Origin of the sequence: Flavobacterium reichenbachii (assembly GCF_002217435.1) — a bacterium.
Taxonomy (GTDB): domain Bacteria; phylum Bacteroidota; class Bacteroidia; order Flavobacteriales; family Flavobacteriaceae; genus Flavobacterium; species Flavobacterium reichenbachii.
The window spans coordinates 55167-70970 of record NZ_MUHF01000022.1 but is presented as its reverse complement, the minus strand read 5'-3'; the positions used below and the strand labels follow the sequence as shown (position 1 = coordinate 70970).

The following is a 15804-nucleotide window of genomic DNA, read 5'->3' as shown; positions in this document are numbered from 1 at the left end:
AATTAATATTTTCTATAAAACTGTTCCAAAATACTCTTAAAATTTTCCAGATCAGAGCCTACATCTTCTGCTTTTCCACTTTTTATATTTTTTTCAAGTTTTTCCAATACTATTGTCAAGACTTCATCTCTCTGCCTGACTCCCAAAAACTCTTTTTTGCTAAATATAAATTTAGATTTCAAAGATTCTTTGCTTATTTTTTTGTCATTAGTTTTATATGATAGCAATAAAACTTCACTATCATTTACTATTTTAGCATCAAGATTTTGTACAGAATAGAAATGACTTTCGAGATCTACTTTTTCTATTAATGAACTTAAACTTTTGTACTTTAAATCGCGGAAATAATGATTTTCATTAGTCATGAAAGTAATATGAACATTGTCAATCAAATTACTATTAAATGAAGATAGATTTTTTGATGTTTGTGTAAAATTGAGATTTTCAAAAAATCGAATATAACTTTCTAAAAATATATTTTTAAACTTTTCTGTATATAAGTTTAAATCAAACTCATTTTTCAATTCAGTTGAAATAAGTAATTTCCTTTGACCTTTAGTTATAAATTTAAATACCTTGTCATATAAATAAATTAACAAACCAATAAAGATAAAAAAAGAATAAGCCAAAAAAATCAATATATTATTTTTAGAAGATTCTAGATGATTATAAAATAAATTTAAAAGTAAAAGAAAAATAATAATCGAGAAACCAAAATATGTAATAAACCTAAATGGTAATTTTTTATTAATAAACTTTTCCAAATCATCTCTTTCTTCTTTAAGATGAGTCAACAATAAATTAGTTACAAATAAATTCATTGAAACTAAAGTTATTGCACTTGATGTTAATAATTTCAAAAGCTCTTTGAAATCAATTATTATAAAATCAATTATTAGATTAAATTTTTTATTCGAATAAATAATTACAAATATTAATGCACTTATTAAGATCGAGAAAATTGCCCAAAATGAAAACCTTAAAATAATTTGACGCAAATTTAATAATCGAAATTTGCAACTGTTATGTGAATTATATAACTCTTTATTTTCCTCCTTTAATTTTCTTTTTACTTCATATATTATGGAATCTTTCATATATCTTTTTATTTCATAATTTCTCCCCTAAAAAACAAATCCAACTCCTCATTCAACTTCTTTCCGCTTCCCAACTTACTCGCATTTTCCTGATTAAATTGTACTGTTTCCAATAAAAAATCAGTTATTAAAACTTCTTTTGGGTGCAGGTATTTTTCGTCTTGGCTGGCTTTTATATTTTGCAATTCTATTATTTTGTCTTGTATGTTTTGTGGTGCCATTGGCAACAAATCGGCAAAAGCAACGGGCGGAAAAGAATTGTTTTCTATAATCCATTTTCCGGCTAAAGCGGTGCGTAAGGCGTAGAAATAACTTTTTAGTTTTACTTCTTCCATTTCGCATACTTCCATAAAATTCTTTGTCGTTCCTAAATAATGGTGCAAAACCGCTACGGGCGAAAAACATTCTACGGCTAACTCCTGCATTTGTTTTGCAAAAGCATCATTCTGGAAATACACGATTGGCGAAAACAACCACTCGATCAAAGGTGCGTTGGATTTTGCTAATAATTTTATGGATTTCCGTAAATCCCAGCCGGAACCGTCAAGATCGTCTTCGGTCATGAATTCGATTACGTCTGTTTGTTCCCAAAGCGACAAATAATACTCGGGTTTGTGTTTGTAGATAAATCGAATGTCATAATCACTGTCGGGAGAAGCAAATCCCCAGGCGCGGCTTCCCGATTCTGCTGCAAAAAGTATTTCTACATTTTTTAGTTGTTCTATTTCTTTTAATTTTTGGAGTATTTTTTCTTTCATGGCTGGTTTCAAATATAGATAAACGAAAAGCCTTTAAACCCAGTAAAAATACCTGATTTAAGCTGTTGTTTTTGCTGCAAGGGCAACTAGAAATTAAGTTTTGTATGGTGTGCGGGACTCGAACCCGCAGTCTCTTGCGACTAGCAAGTATTCTTCCAGTTGAACTATCACCTATTTTGTTTTTTGCCGCGAAGGCACTATCCCGAAGCTTCGAAACAAGTTTTTTTAAGCTTTGAACCTTTGTCCCTCCGAACCTTTGAACCTTAAAAAAAAGAAAGGTGCGCAGGGACTCGAACCCGCATCCTTTCCCCGTGGTGGGGAACGCTCTTCCAATTGAGCTAACACCTTTTTTAGTTATTTTTTTAATCTCGCAAAGTCGCTAAGACGCAAAGTTTTTTGAGCTTTGTTCCTTTGACCTTTGAACCTTTGTTCCTTTGAACCTTTAAACAAAAAAAAAAGAAAGGTGCGCAAGGACTCGAACCCGCATCCTTTCCCCTTGGTGGGGGAACGCTCTTCCAATTGAGCTAACACCTTTCTAAGTTATTTTTTTTTAATCTCGCAAAAACGCAAAGTTTTTTAAGCTTTGAACCTTTGTCCCTCTGAACCTTTGAATCTTTGAACCTTAAAAAAAAAGAAAGGTGCGCAAGGACTCGAACCCGCATCCTTTCCCCTTGGTGGGGGAACGCTCTTCCAATTGAGCTAACACCTTTCTAAGTTATTTTTTTTTAATCTCGCTAAGTCGCTAAGACGCAAAGTTTTTTGAGCTTTGATCCTTTGAATCTCTGAACCTTTGTTCCTTTGAACCTTTGTTCCTTTGAACCTTTAAACAAAAAAAAAGAAAGGTGCACAGGGACTCGAACCCGCATCCTTTCCCCTTGGTGGGGGAACGCTCTTCCAATTGAGCTAACACCTTTCTAAGTTATTTTTTTCTAATCTCGCAAAGTCGCTAAGACGCAAAGTTTTTTGAGCTTTGAACCTTTGTTCCTCTAAACCTTTGAACCTTCAAACAAAAAAAGAAAGGTGCACAGGGACTCGAACCCGCATCCTCCTGTTTAGCAAACAGACGCTCTTCCAATTGAGCTAACACCTTTCTAAGTTATATTTTAATCTCGCAAAGTCGCCAAGACGCAAAGTTTTTTGAGCTTTGATCCTTTGAACCTTTGTTCCTCTAAACCTCAATCTAACCCTCTTTTTTCACCATTGCGAAACTTTGTAATTTTTCAACAAGACTCCAAATATACTTTTTCCTTTAATTCCCTGTACTATCGGATCGAAAATTCTGCTTGCGCCGTCTACAGAATCTAGAGGCGGAATATATCCTTCTTCAAATTGTTTTTTTCTTAGACTTTCTTTGGCTCCCGTCGAAATCCAGCCGACATCTACGCTGGTCATAAAAATAGAATCGGCGGCAAATTCTTTGGCAGAAGTCAGCGTCATCATATTCAGCGCCGCTTTTGTCATATTGGTATGCGGATGGAAAATGGTTTTGTTGGTGTAACTAAAAATCCCTTCAGACGAGGTGACATTTACAATAAAACGTTCTTCAAAATCTGAATTTAAAAACAAAGGTTTCAATTCTTTTATTAAAAAGTAAGGCGCAATCTGGTTGATCAAATTTACCTCAACCAATTCATACATAGAGATTTCTTCCAGAGTCGAATTCCAGCTTGTTTTATCGCGATTGTCAACAGGCTGTCCAAAACGGGTAAGCGCTACTTCGGTTTTTTCTTCCCGGCCGTATTCCAGTGCTTTTAGCTCTTCGGCAATTGGCGTTTGGTTCCAGATTAAATTCGGATTCGATTTGAATTCTATCAATAATCGGTTTTCTTTTTTAATTAACGGCACATAATATTCGTCCGGATATTTTATGGTTTGTGCGGCATTGTTGATCAGAATATCCAAACTCTGGAATTTTGATTTATAAAACGATACAAAATCATTTATGGCTTTTAGATTTCTCAGGTCTAAACCGTAGATAATCAGGTTTTCTTTCCACTGTTCAAAATCATCTTCCTGACTGAATTGTTCCCAAGCCAAAGCAGGAAAACGCGTTGTCATCACGACATTGGCATTGTTGCGTAATAATTTTAATGCCGTTGCAAATCCTACTTTTACCCTTCCTCCGGTTAAAATTACATTTCGCCCTTTTAAGTCTATATTCTGAAAACGTTTTTCGTAGTTTTCTTCGGCACAAACCGGACAGAGACGCGTGTAGAAACTGTGTGCGAGTTTGTACGACTGATTGCAGCAATAACAGTTTTTGGGCAGGTTTAATGGTGTAAACTGCTGCTCGTTTGGATTTTCTTTTTCCGAAAACAAAGTCTCTCCGTTTAAAGCTTTAGACACCAATTCGGCATTCAGGCTTGTTTGAAGATCTTCCTGCTTTTTTGAAGTATAACTTGTGCTGCGGATATTTTTTTTGGCGTTTTTATGAATTTTCGTAATCAAACCGGCAAACAAATCGTTATCGGGATTTTCAAACGGATCTTCTTTTAAAGTTTTTAAAACCTTAATACACGTTTTCCATTCTTCGTCACTAAAAGCGTAATTTTTATTTTCTTCCATTTTATTCTTCTAAAAAATCTTCTAAAAATCCTATGAACCGTTTTCCGTCTGCAGACCAGCGCATTCCTTGTCCGTTTTCTATTCTAATTTCGTATACCAAATCGTGTTTAAAATGATAGAATATATTCCACCATGTTTTATAACTTAGAAAATGATACGCCAGTTTTTCTACCATTAAGCGTTTCTGGCTTCGGTTTCCTTTTATCTCGCCCAGAATACTAGAACTGTCTTTTTTTCTGCCGACATGTTTTTCCCACGCTCTTTCTACAACTGTGATCTCGTCGTTAAAAGGCAGAAAACAACTTTCAAAAAGCGCTGCGTTTTCTGGAGGAATTCCCGTTTCGTCGCGCCTGCTGGCCGAAGTTAACCGTTGTCCTAAAATAAGCAAAATAATTTCGAAAGGAGTTTCTTCCAGAGCTTTAATAAGATTAGATTTCAATAGATTGGAGTTACTTTCAAAAGCTTCTAAAGTCTTTTTAAAATAAATCATATTCTCTTGTATTGAAACTATCATTTCGTCTTTGAAATATGGCAGTCTCAAAATTTCACTTTTCTGCTTATGAAAGAATATCAGGTTTTCTGAAAAAAGATGCAGGTTTTCGTCTGTTAAAAACAAAGCATATTTCGTTTTCCATTCTTGATTTAAGCCGGGAATTATTGCTTTTATTTCGTTAAAAAAAACAACTGCGTTCATCTTAATATTCTTCCTCTACTCTTGGTTTTTTATTGCGGGTCGTAATTTCCCAATTCTCCGTTTGATACGGATTATCTATTTTATCAATCTGAACTAAAAATCGTAGTTTGTTTTTTCTTTCTTCATTGTTCTGAATTAAAATTCTAAACTCATATCCTTTTACCGTTTTTACATATTCGTCGTCAATAGGTTTCTTAGCATAATAATTTTTCATGACATTAATGGCCTTGGAAAACTGCGTATTTGCTGCCAGAAAATTTAAAAACTTTAGAGAAGTCTCTTTTCTAAATTTGGTATCCTTCATTTTATTCTTGGCAACCTTATATTCGGTGTCAAAACTCAAAGATAAATTATCACAGCCACCCAAACTTGCAGAAACCATTGTATCGCCCTTTTTATAGGTTTCTTCTATCGTTTCGGTATAATTATGCCATTCTATACTTCGCACACGTTTTGATACATCGGGCAGGTCTTTAAAAATGGTTTTAGATTGTAGTTTTGCCATTTTACAGTAAGTCAAATACGATTCTTCGTAGAGATTCCCGTCTTTGTATACAAAAGATAACGAAGTCGATTTTACATCATTGGTACTGTAGGTTCTGAAATTTTGCGAAATCTTGACTTTAAATTTATCGTATTGAAATTTTGCCTCATCAATTATATTATAAGAAAATGGCGCGTAACCCAAAACGGTGTGCTCTTCTTTATAATCAATTTCATCTTTCATTATATAATACACATACCTCTGATTTGTATTGGCATTACCGCCCAGCATTCCTTCTGACGATATATCGACTACATAATCCATAATGCTGTCTTTATTAAAATCACGTTCTTCTACTATAGAATAAGATACAGAATAAGAATCTCCTTCAACAGGAAAATGAACAGAATAAGGCGATTTTTCTGTTTGCAGATGATCGTACTTTTGTTCTCCAATCTCTTCTTTTATTAATTTTTTGAGAAAATTACTTTGGATTTCTTCCAAAACTACGCCTTCTGGTTCTTCCTCAGTCGTTTCTTCGGTTTCGTTAATAGAATCGGTTACTTCTACATCTGTTTCAAATGTTTCTTCAACAGGTTCGATTGTTGCGATTTCGTTTGTGTGCGTTTTTTTGTGCTTCGATTTTTTTTCGTCTTGACAGGAATAAAATAATATCAGGATTGCCGACAGTAGGATTAAGCTGCTTTTTTTGAGGTTCATTTTTATAATTTGTTTTTGAAATTAGGATCGTAATCTAAATATGCTGTGTTATTTTGGGTATTTTATTTTTACGAATGTAATTTCAAATTAACAAATAAAAAACCACAATCCGCGACAATAAATTGATCTAAATATCAATCTTAAATAATTTTAAAAGCATTTAATTTTTTCTATCTTCCCCAAAAAATAATGACAAGTCATTGGTATTATTTTCTTTAACAACACAAAACTGCTTATAAATTAAGTTTTAATTCTCTTACAAATAAACGATGAAAGAATATATTGACGCTATAGACTGGTCTGAAACCTGGGAATTTTTAAAAGAATACATCCTGCCAAATATGGGATGGTTTATATTCTGGATTCTGTTGTTTATCGTAATCGGATTGATCCTAAGCATTGTACTGAATGTATATCTATATAGAAAAAACATTTTTACGCGCGATAGAAAATACTACAACTGGTTTGCCAAACTCTGGATTCCGTATATTGTAGTTGTCTTTATTTATTTTTCCGGAATGTTCGGCTTGTTTTACAGCGGTCATTTTGTGCTCGAAAGAGAAAATAAAAACATTACGTCCAGCCTTTATGCCAAAACAATCGGTCCAAAATTTTCATCAGAACAAAACAAAAAAGAATTTTTGACATCCTTGCAGGAAGTATCAAATGTATCTCAAGAAGCCAGCAAATCTATAGCGCAGTCTTTGGTTGCAAAAATCAAAAACAATAACAGCGGGATGGCAGTTGTTGACAATTTTAAAAATTCGTCCTGCAGCTATCTTTACGAAAAATACGAATCTGAAATTTACAGTGCGAGTATTTACGGCCTAATAAAAGCGGTGGATAAAAAAGCAGGTGTGGCCAGCATTAAAAAAGTAGACTATTCTGATTTTAAACTTCTTTTAACCAAACTCGACAAAGTTGAACCTCAAAAAATCGAACAATCAATTCAAGCCGAAATAAGCCTTAAAATAAAAACAATTCTGGATTACTTTTATAAAGGAATTATGAAACATGAAGCACTATTTTTACTGCTTTTTCTGTCCTTCCCTTTTATTGAATATTTGATTTATTTGAAATTTATAAAAATCAAAAATAATCCTGAATCTGTTCCTGTTTAATTTTACATTCTAAATTCCAAAAAAGCTTTTGGTATTTCTGGTTGTTTCTTCTGCCACTTTATCCAAAGCAATTCCTTTAAACTGCGCGATTGTTCCGGCTACATACGGCAGAAAAGCAGGTTCGCATCGGCGTTCGTGGTATTTCTTCAAGAGGCTGTTCGGCACATTTTTCGGAAGCATAAACGGCGCATCGGTTTCAATCATCATTTTGTCGAGCGGTACGTATTGAATGACTTCTTTTAAATGGGCGAAACGTTTTACATCTGAAACAGCTCCGGTAAAACCGAGATAAAATCCGTTGTCAAGATACGTTTTGGCTTCCTGCAAAGTTCCGGTAAAACAATGCACAACGGCTTTTGGCAGTTTCGGCAGATAGTCTTTTGTGATGTTCATAAAACTATTAAAAGCGGCTCTTTCGTGCAAAAATAAAGGTTTCTGAACTTCTATCGCCAATTCCAGCTGGGCTTTATAACATTCTTCCTGTTTGTTTCTGGGCGAAAAATCACGGTCAAAATCAAGTCCGCATTCGCCAACCGAAATGACCTGTTTCTGCTCTAATAATTTCTTTAATTTTGAAATGCTCTGTGCATCAAAACTCTTCGCATCATGCGGATGAATTCCTGCCGTCGCGTACAATATGCCGGGATACTGCTTCGCGATTTTTGCCGATTCTTCACTGTTTCGTACGCTTGTGCCCGTAAGTATCATTTGCGATACATCTGCATCAACTGCGTCTTGTACGACATCGTCTATGTCGTTTTGGAATTGTTTATTGGTTAAATTAATTCCGATATCTATGTATTTCATTTTGTATAGTTGCAAAGGCTCAAAGAGGCAAAGGTTCAGAGGTTTTCCTCTTTAAGTCTTTTATTAATTTTTGTTTTTTATTTTTTGCCACTAAGGCGCAAAGGTTTTATTTAATCTTTACTCTATTTTCTTTATTCTATTCTCTCTTATCATAAATCACCTCATTTTTAAATTCGCCCTGAATAACTTTTCCGTAAATGATTTTTGTCCAGCCGTTTTCGAAACCGTGATTGTTGGCGATTAGAAAACCTTTGTTTGCATCAATTTTTATAATTTTATGGGCGTCGATGTATCTGCCTTTTACTTTGCAGAAAACAATATCGCCTATTTGGTAATTTTCGCTTTTTTGAAAAGTTAAGAGACTTCCGCTTTTTAAAATGGGCCGCATCGAGTCTCCAAATGCTTTCATCTTTCCATTGCCGACTGTTTCTAATTCTGTTTTCAGTCGTTCATATTTATTCATTTTTTTTAAAGTTGCAAAGGCTCAGAGAGGCAAAGGTTCAGAGGTTTTTTCTCTTTGAGTCTTTATTTTTATTGTTTATTTTAATCTCGCAAATACGCAAAGTTTTTAAGCCTTTGCACCTTTACCTCTCTGAACCTCTGAACCTTCTAAAAAGCTAAAAATCTCCGTAATACACCTGGAAGCAAGGCAGTTTCAAATCATTTCTCCAGGTATCTACTACTTGGTTTCTGTCGTCCAGAACAAATTCTATAAAGTATTTATCTTTTATAAACTCGTTATAGATTTCCGTTTTAATGATGGAATCTTTTCGGCTGTCTTTGGTTTTACGCATGATCAGATCATCGTATTCGATTTCGTGTTTTTGGAGAAATCGTAACGTTGGTTCTTTGTATCGGTCTTCTCTTCCGGAAACCAGCAATATTTCGTATCCTAATTTCTTATAGTTTCTCAAAACATTCGCCACCGGATTATTGATTTCGTCTTCATCGCATTTACTCGCATCAAAAGGATTTCGCCCGTTCATTAAAGCCAGCGTTCCGTCAAGATCACAAATAATCGCTTTCGGGAGATCAGGGTTTTGAGCACAGTATTCCAGGTTTTTGTTCACTTTTTTTATGGGTTTAAAATCAAACTTTTCTTTGGTTTTCTGTAATTGATAATACATGTTTTCGATCACTTTTTTCGGGACTTTTCGGTCTCTTTTTTCATTTCTGATAAAAAGTTCCTGCAACGGTAAATCAAATACTTTGAATTCGATATTGGCCATTTCGGCAAAATCATCGATAGGTTGTTTTATGTAATCCACTTTTACATTACAAGTATCCAGAAGTACATTCCATCCATTCGATAGCAGCGTTTTAATCTGCACATTGATGATTTTAGAAATCATGCTTTCTACCGATTGATCCATCACTTCCTGAAATTGCGAAAACCTGATTTCGTCACGACTGATTCGCATCGTTTTAGCTTCAGTTCTCACTTTCCATTCGGCAAACGTACTTTTCCCTGACGCCGGGCATCCCACTAATATTGTTAATGTTGGTGTCTTTTTCATTATAATATTTTTTTTAAGTCTTAAATTCCAAAGTCTAAAGTCTTAAAGTCCAGCAAAATAAACCAAAACAGTACAAAATTAATATTGGCAATGGCTTTCCATCTTTTGACTTTCTAACTTTCGACTTTATGACTTTTGACTTTATGACTTTATGACTTTATGACTAAATTTTACAATCTTGGATCTAATGTTTTTTCTATTTCTTCGTTATTTATTCTTTTTAAGAGCAATAAACGCATCAAATAATTTTCTTCTTCTAAATCTTTATACGGAATCTGAAGCATCTTCTGATTGATTTCCCAACCGTTTATCGATTGTTCCATCTTCTTTTTTACATTTCTTTTTTCGAAATAATGATCAAAATCCTGATGGAAATTTACTCCGTAAATCATCGTCAGATAATTGTTGTTTCTGACTTTAAAACATGGAGGCAGATTTTTAATGTAATTCTGAACCGGTTTTATCATGATTCCTTCCTCATTTGCTCCGGTCAGTTTTTCAAAAAAAGCATAAATTTCTTTTAGCTTTTCTTCTCTGTTTGAAGCCGTAATTTCTAAATGCAAAAATGCGTCTTCATTTACCAATTCATAAGTCAGATTACTGTTTGGCAATACTTCTTCTCCTGAAATTTTTACCTCTTTTAAAATCGTAAAAGGCTTAAAATAAAGTGCTGCTTCAATTCCAAAAGTATCAATCTGGTTTTTGAAAACATTTAATGATTCTTGTTGTTTTTCTAAATCCGGAATTTTTACAGCCTGCAAAGCATCGTACTGGCGAACAATATGCGATTTATGTTTACTGCCAAACTCTTTTCTGGTAAGCTGTTTTTTATCTGAGATATAAGCTGTAAAAGATTCCTCATTTTTTACCGCAGTCAATTTCTCCAGCAATCCAGAAGTTTTCAGATACGAATTGTGTGTTTGCAAAGCATCATAATAACCGGTGAATTCTTTTTCAATTAATCCTGCTCCCAAAACTTTCCATGGCAATAATTCTGAAGCTAACAAAAGAGTGTCAAAATCCGGAAAAGCAGCTAACATTTTAGCATGCAGCTCCTTCAAACTGTTTATCGCTTTTTCTACATCAATATGATCCATTTTGAAACCATTTCTGGAAACAAAATACGTTTCTTCGAGATTTCTTTTTAAATAAATGGTACAATACGAACCCATGTATTTTTTTTGAACCACAAATGCTGTAACGCCATTTTTTAAATAGTAATCAACCGCTTCTTCTATACTTTCGATTTCGTTTCTTGATTTGCTTTTTGGAGCCGGAGAAATGGTTGGCGAAAAATCATTGATTTTATTTTTGCAAAACCATTCTATTCTATTTCTTACTTTGTAGTCTAACATTTTTTACTTTTTTTGAATGATTACCGCACTTGTCGGATAAACTCCTTTTACACAATCTCCTACTCCGTAGAAATTTTTCGGATTTGGAAAAATCTCCTCGATCAGTTTTACAAATTCTGCATTTGATAATTCGAAATCATGATCGTCGTGCCTGAATTCTTCTGTCAATTCATAATTCACATTAAAATCTTTATCTGGCGTTGTCACAAATAATTGGGTAAAATTGGTATTATCACGAATCCAGATCAACAACGATTTTGCTTCTTCTAGAGAGTTGTGCTCAATAACTTCACTTAAAATAATCTGGTTTTCAAAACCTTTAAGTTCCTCTAGGTTTTTAATCCACACTAAATTGTCTGCTTTTTCTAACGACTGAATTTTATCTGCAACATGCTTAAAATCAACCTCATCATAAGCATAATATTCCTCTGTAAAGCCTCGCTTATTCAGTAATTTAAAATACTGCAATTCACCGCAGCCAAAATCCAAAACAGGTTCCTCAAAATTGATTTTACTGCAGATGAATTCTTTTCTGGATTGGTGTGTATCGGTAAAAACAAATTGCACTTCACTTTTAAAATAGGCTTCTAACTGCGGTTTAAATTTTTCAAACTGAATCGGCGAACGCATAATTCTCTTGATAAAAAGATAAAATACAAAATACGGAATTCCACTAAGATTGGTAAACATCGTAATATGCTTCTGAATGAAATAATCATCGATAAAAGTATATACCGCATATCTGTTGGTAAAATGTGTAAATAATGCTACCAAAGAGAATTTTTGAACCGCTTCTCTTACCGTTGCGCCTTCAATCTTTAATTCGTAATTGTTACCCATTTTATTCACTAAAGTAATTCCGTCAATATATTTAGACAAAAGGTATTTTTCGTTTTTATACCAACTGGAGTCAAGAAAAAAAGTAGGAACTTCGATGGTACATTTTTCGGTATCCACTTCAGCGTAATTTTTATCCAGCCAGGAAATTATTGTCTCGTCTAAAACGCTGTTTTCTTTATACAAATGATTAAAAAACTCAGTTGCAATGTTTAATGCCAGTAACGGACTGCAGTAGCTCTGAAAATCGATTTGATTTCCTTCCTCCGGCAGATAACTGTTTTTACCATCCAAAAAGACACAGTGATATTCGTTTTCGGCAATTACATTTCCAATTAAAATCCCATTTTTCAATTCTTTCAAATACAAACCCTGATCGGTATTTGGGTTCTTGTAAAGAATATCTAAAAAGTATTTATTTTCTGATTTAAGTTTTATAATCATGGCATTTATTTTTGTTTGACAAATATAACTTTGTCACTGCGCAGTCATTTTGCGCAGTTTGAAATTATTTTTATTTTTCAATTTTAACACATAGATTCATAGCTCTTCTTTACGGGTAAAGACGTTTCACTTGTTTCAATGCACATAGCTATGTGTGAAAACTAGTTTTTTCTTTTATCTTTTTTGTTAAAGTCTAAAATCTATGTTTCTATGTGTTAAAAATAATTACTCCAAACAGTTTATTCTTCTTCTCTATTAAACGGTTTTTCAAATTTTGGGCGAATTGTTTTCCAGATAAATTCCGAATAATCTCTGTTATCCAGCATCGCAAATAATATTCTTGAATATTTACAAGTTAAAAAATACGAAGCCGTTTCTTTTCTAGATTCCAAAACTTTAAAATCGATTTTACATTGATTTTCGATTGCTGAATAATGGTTTTCTAAATCGTTTTTGGTTTGTTTTACCCAATCAAAAAATTCATCGGGAACGCGTTCCAGAATTTCTTCAAAGGATTGATTTGCTTTTAAATATTCCCAGATATTCAAATTAGAAACCTGAGTAATGATTCGGTGCAAACGAAAGTATTCATCAAATTTAATTTTTACACGGAAATTGTTCGCGTATTTAATGATAAAACCTTCTTTGTTAGCAAGTTCCATTTCTTTTAAAGTCAGAATATCTTTGATTCCATCGTATTTTTCAACCATAGGAAAACCAACATCTTCAAGAGGAAATTCTTCTCCGGAATCTGTATCGACAACAGCCAGCAAAACCAACTCTTCTGATGCGCCATAATCTAATACAATTCTATTTTCTGGATAAATAATTTCAAACAAATAGGTTTTATTTTTATCCAAAAGTGACCAAGAATTTCTGTATTTCCCCTGCAGCATTTCATTTGCTTTGTCTGATTGCTCGCTTGCAAAAGAACCTCGGCTTGCCATAAAAGGCACATCGTTGATCCAGTACAAAATTCCAAGCGATCCATCCATTTTATCATAGACTTCAAAAGTTGTGTCAGGAAGCATTTGATTTTCTATTTCACCCAAATTGAAAAACTTAGGAAAAGGTCTTGCAATTACATTTCCTTTTTCGTCTAAAATCAAACCTCGGCACGCCAAAGTTACTTCATTCCAAATACGCTCAAATTGAGCATTTTGAGTATAATTATAAATATATAAATCATATTCAGGGTGTTTGTTAACTCTGATATAATTTTTAGAAATCATTTCGTTTAAAAGTACTGTATTCATGTGTTCTAATCTTTAAACAAAGATTCAAAAACTACTGCGCAGTTATTTTGCGCAGTTAAAAATTATTAATTTCTTCGTACTTGTATTCTAAAAACTTTCGCATTTTTGGCATTCTGTTTTTAAGTATCTCGACAAATTTTAAAAGGTATTGCTGTAAATTTTCATTATCCGTATGCTGCTCCCTGAACAGATATTTTTCTAACTCCGGAAAACTTTCCGCAATATCATTTTTTGTATAAACTTCTTTCCCTCCGTCAAGTAAAATTGACTGCCCAAGCTGGAACGCTATTGATTTTAAAACATCTTGTTGGTTTGTATTTCTCCCGAAAGAAGAAATCTCATTTAGATCAATTTTTTCTAAAGTTTGAATTTTTTCCTTTAAATCACTTTTTAAAGCATTTTTTATGGCAGCACGGTATTCTGTTTTACTCAAAAAAGATAAAATCATTCGGGTGCTTCTCAAAAATTTCAAATCAACATCTCTTTTTAAAAGTATATTGATCTTATTGTTATAGTGCTGTTGATGAAAATCGTACGTATAAAACAAGGAATTATTCAATTCGTCGGTTGTGCCTTTGTAAACCTCAACTAAATGACCATTTTGACAAACAGCAAGATTGGCATTAATCACTTTTTCAGGATAATTTAATGCTGTAGATTGCGTAAGTTCTTTTGCTAATGAAAGTTTTTCCAAGATTGTTTCAGGCATTTCTTCAACAAAGAAAACCACATCAACATCGAGCGAATTTTCAGAACCAAATATTTGATAGACAGGCGTTTTTTTCATCGTTTAAAATTTTTCGTTCAGCATATCGATTTTTTCTTCTTTACAAATTAAAAATCCATTTTCAGATCGAAACGTACCGAAATTATTAAGAAGCTTTAACCAGCGGTTTATGTATTGTTGTAAAACTATTTTTTCAGTTGCTGTAATTTCTTTTCTATAAATAAAAGGCTCTAAATCTGGAAACGTTTTTACCAAATTCTTTTTCGTATAAATCTCAATATCATTTTCAATCAGAGCAATGTTCTGTCCGACATAAAAAGCGATGATTTTCCAAATATCAGCGTCTGCTGTGTTTTTTTGATTGAACTCTGAAACAGCAGTAAAATCGACTTTACAAAGTGCTTCCAGTTTTAAATTAAAATCGTGGATTCCTTTTAAAATTGGCCGAATCTGCGTTCTGTATTCTGTTCTTGTCAATAGCGTCAAAACGGTGCGAACTGCTTTATAAATCGCCAGTGTTTTATTTCTAACATGCTTTTCTCTTACTAATAACTCGTGCTTTTGTGCATGCAGAAAATACGTTTCCAGCAATGCATTATTGAGCGAATCAATCCACGATTTGGTGTAAATAGTATCTGTGATTTTTCCGTTTTCTATTACTGCAAAAGTTGCATTCCAATTCAGATTATATTCTTTCAAAAGAAAAAGAACTTTGTTTTTTCGTTCTTCCTGCGTTTCGGGCATTTCTTCTTTAGGAATGATAATAATTACGTCTTGGTCTGTAGAATCTTCAGAACCGTAAATGTAATAGGGATATGGAAATGTAGTTTTCATGTTTAGTTATTAGGATTTCTGCAAAATTCATTCTTTAGATACTCTTTCAAATCATTCCCATATACAATTATATCGCTGCCACAAACTGAAATAACCGGAGAAAGATTTTTATTTTCGAAAACAACAAGTACTCTGAGGTAATAAATGGGAATATATCCAACGATTTTAGAAACATCAAATCCAGCTTGGGTTAAAGCTTCTTCTGCAAACATTATATTTGTTTTTATATCTTCAAGCACATGCTGTACTTTTTCTATATCTCTTGGGTATTGATAAAAAAAATTATGAAATTCAACTTCATCTTCTCCGTCTGGATCAATAGAAATCTCATCTGTATCTAATCCGCCAATAATTAAAAGCATTTCTCTGTAATCCCAGGGAAAATCAAATCCGAACAATAGCTGTAATTTATCAATGTTTTTTCTGCTGATTCCCTTTATAAATTTAGTATTTCGCTGTATTTGAAATCCCCAAACATCATTTCTAATCTTTATTGTTTTAAATTTCTTTTCGGCTTTGTACTTTATATCTTTGATTGTCAGCATAATTTAATTTTAAAAGTGAAAAACCACGAACCTGTTTAAGAAT

The 15804-nt window shown here is 33.2% G+C and carries 15 protein-coding genes and 6 tRNA genes; 1 reads left to right on the top strand and 20 read right to left on the bottom strand.

The genetic code is table 11. The features are described 5' to 3' along the window. Positions 1 to 2: 2 nt before the first annotated feature. The 11 genes from B0A68_RS19150 to B0A68_RS19105 all read right to left on the bottom strand — a co-directional run bounded on the left by B0A68_RS19150 (position 3) and on the right by B0A68_RS19105 (position 6318). Positions 3 to 1097: a hypothetical protein gene (locus B0A68_RS19150; protein WP_035682813.1), complete on the bottom strand. Its 1095-nt coding sequence runs from the start codon at positions 1095 to 1097 to the stop codon at positions 3 to 5. A gap of 8 nt (positions 1098 to 1105) precedes the next feature. After that, positions 1106 to 1855 (bottom strand): nucleotidyltransferase domain-containing protein, encoded by a 750-nt coding sequence (locus tag B0A68_RS19145; RefSeq protein WP_035682811.1) that lies wholly within the window; start codon positions 1853 to 1855, stop codon positions 1106 to 1108. 105 nt (positions 1856 to 1960) lie between these two features. Beyond that, positions 1961 to 2021: transfer RNA gene (locus tag B0A68_RS19140), tRNA-Thr, on the bottom strand. A 108-nt stretch (positions 2022 to 2129) separates the two neighbouring features. Further along, positions 2130 to 2203: transfer RNA gene (locus tag B0A68_RS24515), tRNA-Trp, on the bottom strand. A 109-nt stretch (positions 2204 to 2312) separates the two neighbouring features. Continuing rightward, positions 2313 to 2391 (bottom strand) — tRNA-Gly (locus B0A68_RS19135). Positions 2392 to 2487: 96 nt separating this feature from the next. After that, positions 2488 to 2566 (bottom strand) — tRNA-Gly (locus B0A68_RS19130). A 125-nt stretch (positions 2567 to 2691) separates the two neighbouring features. Further along, a tRNA-Gly gene (locus B0A68_RS19125) sits at positions 2692 to 2770 on the bottom strand. Positions 2771 to 2869: 99 nt separating this feature from the next. After that, positions 2870 to 2947, bottom strand: a tRNA-Ser gene (locus B0A68_RS19120). A 102-nt stretch (positions 2948 to 3049) separates the two neighbouring features. Next, positions 3050 to 4420, bottom strand: a complete 1371-nt coding sequence (locus B0A68_RS19115) for an SDR family NAD(P)-dependent oxidoreductase (RefSeq protein ID WP_035682808.1) — start codon at positions 4418 to 4420, stop codon at positions 3050 to 3052. A gap of 1 nt (position 4421) precedes the next feature. Then, positions 4422 to 5114: a hypothetical protein gene (locus B0A68_RS19110; RefSeq protein WP_051892481.1), complete on the bottom strand. Its 693-nt coding sequence runs from the start codon at positions 5112 to 5114 to the stop codon at positions 4422 to 4424. A gap of 1 nt (position 5115) precedes the next feature. After that, entirely contained in the window at positions 5116 to 6318 is a 1203-nt protein-coding gene (locus tag B0A68_RS19105; RefSeq protein ID WP_035682806.1) for a hypothetical protein, read from the bottom strand. A gap of 269 nt (positions 6319 to 6587) precedes the next feature. Here B0A68_RS19105 and B0A68_RS19100 point away from each other — a divergent pair, with 269 nt between their 5' ends. Continuing rightward, a complete protein-coding gene (locus B0A68_RS19100) occupies positions 6588 to 7439 on the top strand; it encodes a hypothetical protein (RefSeq protein ID WP_035682804.1) in 852 nt (283 codons plus the stop codon). 9 nt (positions 7440 to 7448) lie between these two features. On the opposite strand, the gene B0A68_RS19095 is transcribed toward B0A68_RS19100, so the two are convergent. From B0A68_RS19095 to B0A68_RS19055, 9 genes are all read right to left on the bottom strand, one after another. Further along, on the bottom strand, positions 7449 to 8246 hold the full coding sequence (locus B0A68_RS19095; RefSeq protein WP_035682801.1) for a TatD family hydrolase: 798 nt from the start codon (positions 8244 to 8246) through the stop codon (positions 7449 to 7451). A 136-nt stretch (positions 8247 to 8382) separates the two neighbouring features. Next, on the bottom strand, positions 8383 to 8709 hold the full coding sequence (locus B0A68_RS19090; RefSeq protein WP_035682799.1) for a S24 family peptidase: 327 nt from the start codon (positions 8707 to 8709) through the stop codon (positions 8383 to 8385). A 154-nt stretch (positions 8710 to 8863) separates the two neighbouring features. Further along, complete coding sequence (locus B0A68_RS19085) at positions 8864 to 9763, bottom strand: phosphatase domain-containing protein (RefSeq protein ID WP_035682797.1); 900 nt, start codon at positions 9761 to 9763, stop codon at positions 8864 to 8866. Between the two features lie 170 nt (positions 9764 to 9933). Further along, positions 9934 to 11118 carry a DNA ligase-like domain-containing protein gene (locus tag B0A68_RS19080; protein WP_035682795.1) on the bottom strand — a complete coding sequence of 395 codons (1185 nt, stop codon included), beginning with the start codon at positions 11116 to 11118 and terminating at the stop codon, positions 9934 to 9936. 3 nt (positions 11119 to 11121) lie between these two features. Next, positions 11122 to 12399 carry a class I SAM-dependent methyltransferase gene (locus B0A68_RS19075; RefSeq protein WP_035682793.1) on the bottom strand — a complete coding sequence of 426 codons (1278 nt, stop codon included), beginning with the start codon at positions 12397 to 12399 and terminating at the stop codon, positions 11122 to 11124. 239 nt (positions 12400 to 12638) lie between these two features. Then, positions 12639 to 13655: an RNA ligase gene (locus tag B0A68_RS19070; RefSeq protein ID WP_051892480.1), complete on the bottom strand. Its 1017-nt coding sequence runs from the start codon at positions 13653 to 13655 to the stop codon at positions 12639 to 12641. Positions 13656 to 13710: 55 nt separating this feature from the next. After that, entirely contained in the window at positions 13711 to 14442 is a 732-nt protein-coding gene (locus tag B0A68_RS19065; RefSeq protein WP_035682790.1) for a hypothetical protein, read from the bottom strand. 3 nt (positions 14443 to 14445) lie between these two features. Further along, on the bottom strand, positions 14446 to 15216 hold the full coding sequence (locus B0A68_RS19060) for a hypothetical protein (RefSeq protein ID WP_035682786.1): 771 nt from the start codon (positions 15214 to 15216) through the stop codon (positions 14446 to 14448). A 2-nt stretch (positions 15217 to 15218) separates the two neighbouring features. Beyond that, on the bottom strand, positions 15219 to 15761 hold the full coding sequence (locus B0A68_RS19055) for a hypothetical protein (RefSeq protein WP_035682784.1): 543 nt from the start codon (positions 15759 to 15761) through the stop codon (positions 15219 to 15221). Positions 15762 to 15804: the final 43 nt, after the last annotated feature.

Bases quoted from the DNA above. Each gene is read 5' to 3' on its own strand.
- B0A68_RS19150 (WP_035682813.1), bottom strand. From the start codon at position 1,097: ATGAAAGATTCCATAATATATGAAGTAAAAAGAAAATTAAAGGAGGAA.
- B0A68_RS19105 (WP_035682806.1), bottom strand. From the start codon at position 6,318: ATGAACCTCAAAAAAAGCAGCTTAATCCTACTGTCGGCAATCCTGATA.
- B0A68_RS19080 (WP_035682795.1), bottom strand. From the start codon at position 11,118: ATGTTAGACTACAAAGTAAGAAATAGAATAGAATGGTTTTGCAAAAAT.
- B0A68_RS19100 (WP_035682804.1), top strand. From the start codon at position 6,588: ATGAAAGAATATATTGACGCTATAGACTGGTCTGAAACCTGGGAATTT.
- B0A68_RS19085 (WP_035682797.1), bottom strand. From the start codon at position 9,763: ATGAAAAAGACACCAACATTAACAATATTAGTGGGATGCCCGGCGTCA.
- B0A68_RS19075 (WP_035682793.1), bottom strand. From the start codon at position 12,399: ATGATTATAAAACTTAAATCAGAAAATAAATACTTTTTAGATATTCTT.
- B0A68_RS19065 (WP_035682790.1), bottom strand. From the start codon at position 14,442: ATGAAAAAAACGCCTGTCTATCAAATATTTGGTTCTGAAAATTCGCTC.
- B0A68_RS19090 (WP_035682799.1), bottom strand. From the start codon at position 8,709: ATGAATAAATATGAACGACTGAAAACAGAATTAGAAACAGTCGGCAAT.
- B0A68_RS19145 (WP_035682811.1), bottom strand. From the start codon at position 1,855: ATGAAAGAAAAAATACTCCAAAAATTAAAAGAAATAGAACAACTAAAA.
- B0A68_RS19060 (WP_035682786.1), bottom strand. From the start codon at position 15,216: ATGAAAACTACATTTCCATATCCCTATTACATTTACGGTTCTGAAGAT.
- B0A68_RS19055 (WP_035682784.1), bottom strand. From the start codon at position 15,761: ATGCTGACAATCAAAGATATAAAGTACAAAGCCGAAAAGAAATTTAAA.
- B0A68_RS19095 (WP_035682801.1), bottom strand. From the start codon at position 8,246: ATGAAATACATAGATATCGGAATTAATTTAACCAATAAACAATTCCAA.
- B0A68_RS19110 (WP_051892481.1), bottom strand. From the start codon at position 5,114: ATGAACGCAGTTGTTTTTTTTAACGAAATAAAAGCAATAATTCCCGGC.
- B0A68_RS19070 (WP_051892480.1), bottom strand. From the start codon at position 13,655: ATGAATACAGTACTTTTAAACGAAATGATTTCTAAAAATTATATCAGA.
- B0A68_RS19115 (WP_035682808.1), bottom strand. From the start codon at position 4,420: ATGGAAGAAAATAAAAATTACGCTTTTAGTGACGAAGAATGGAAAACG.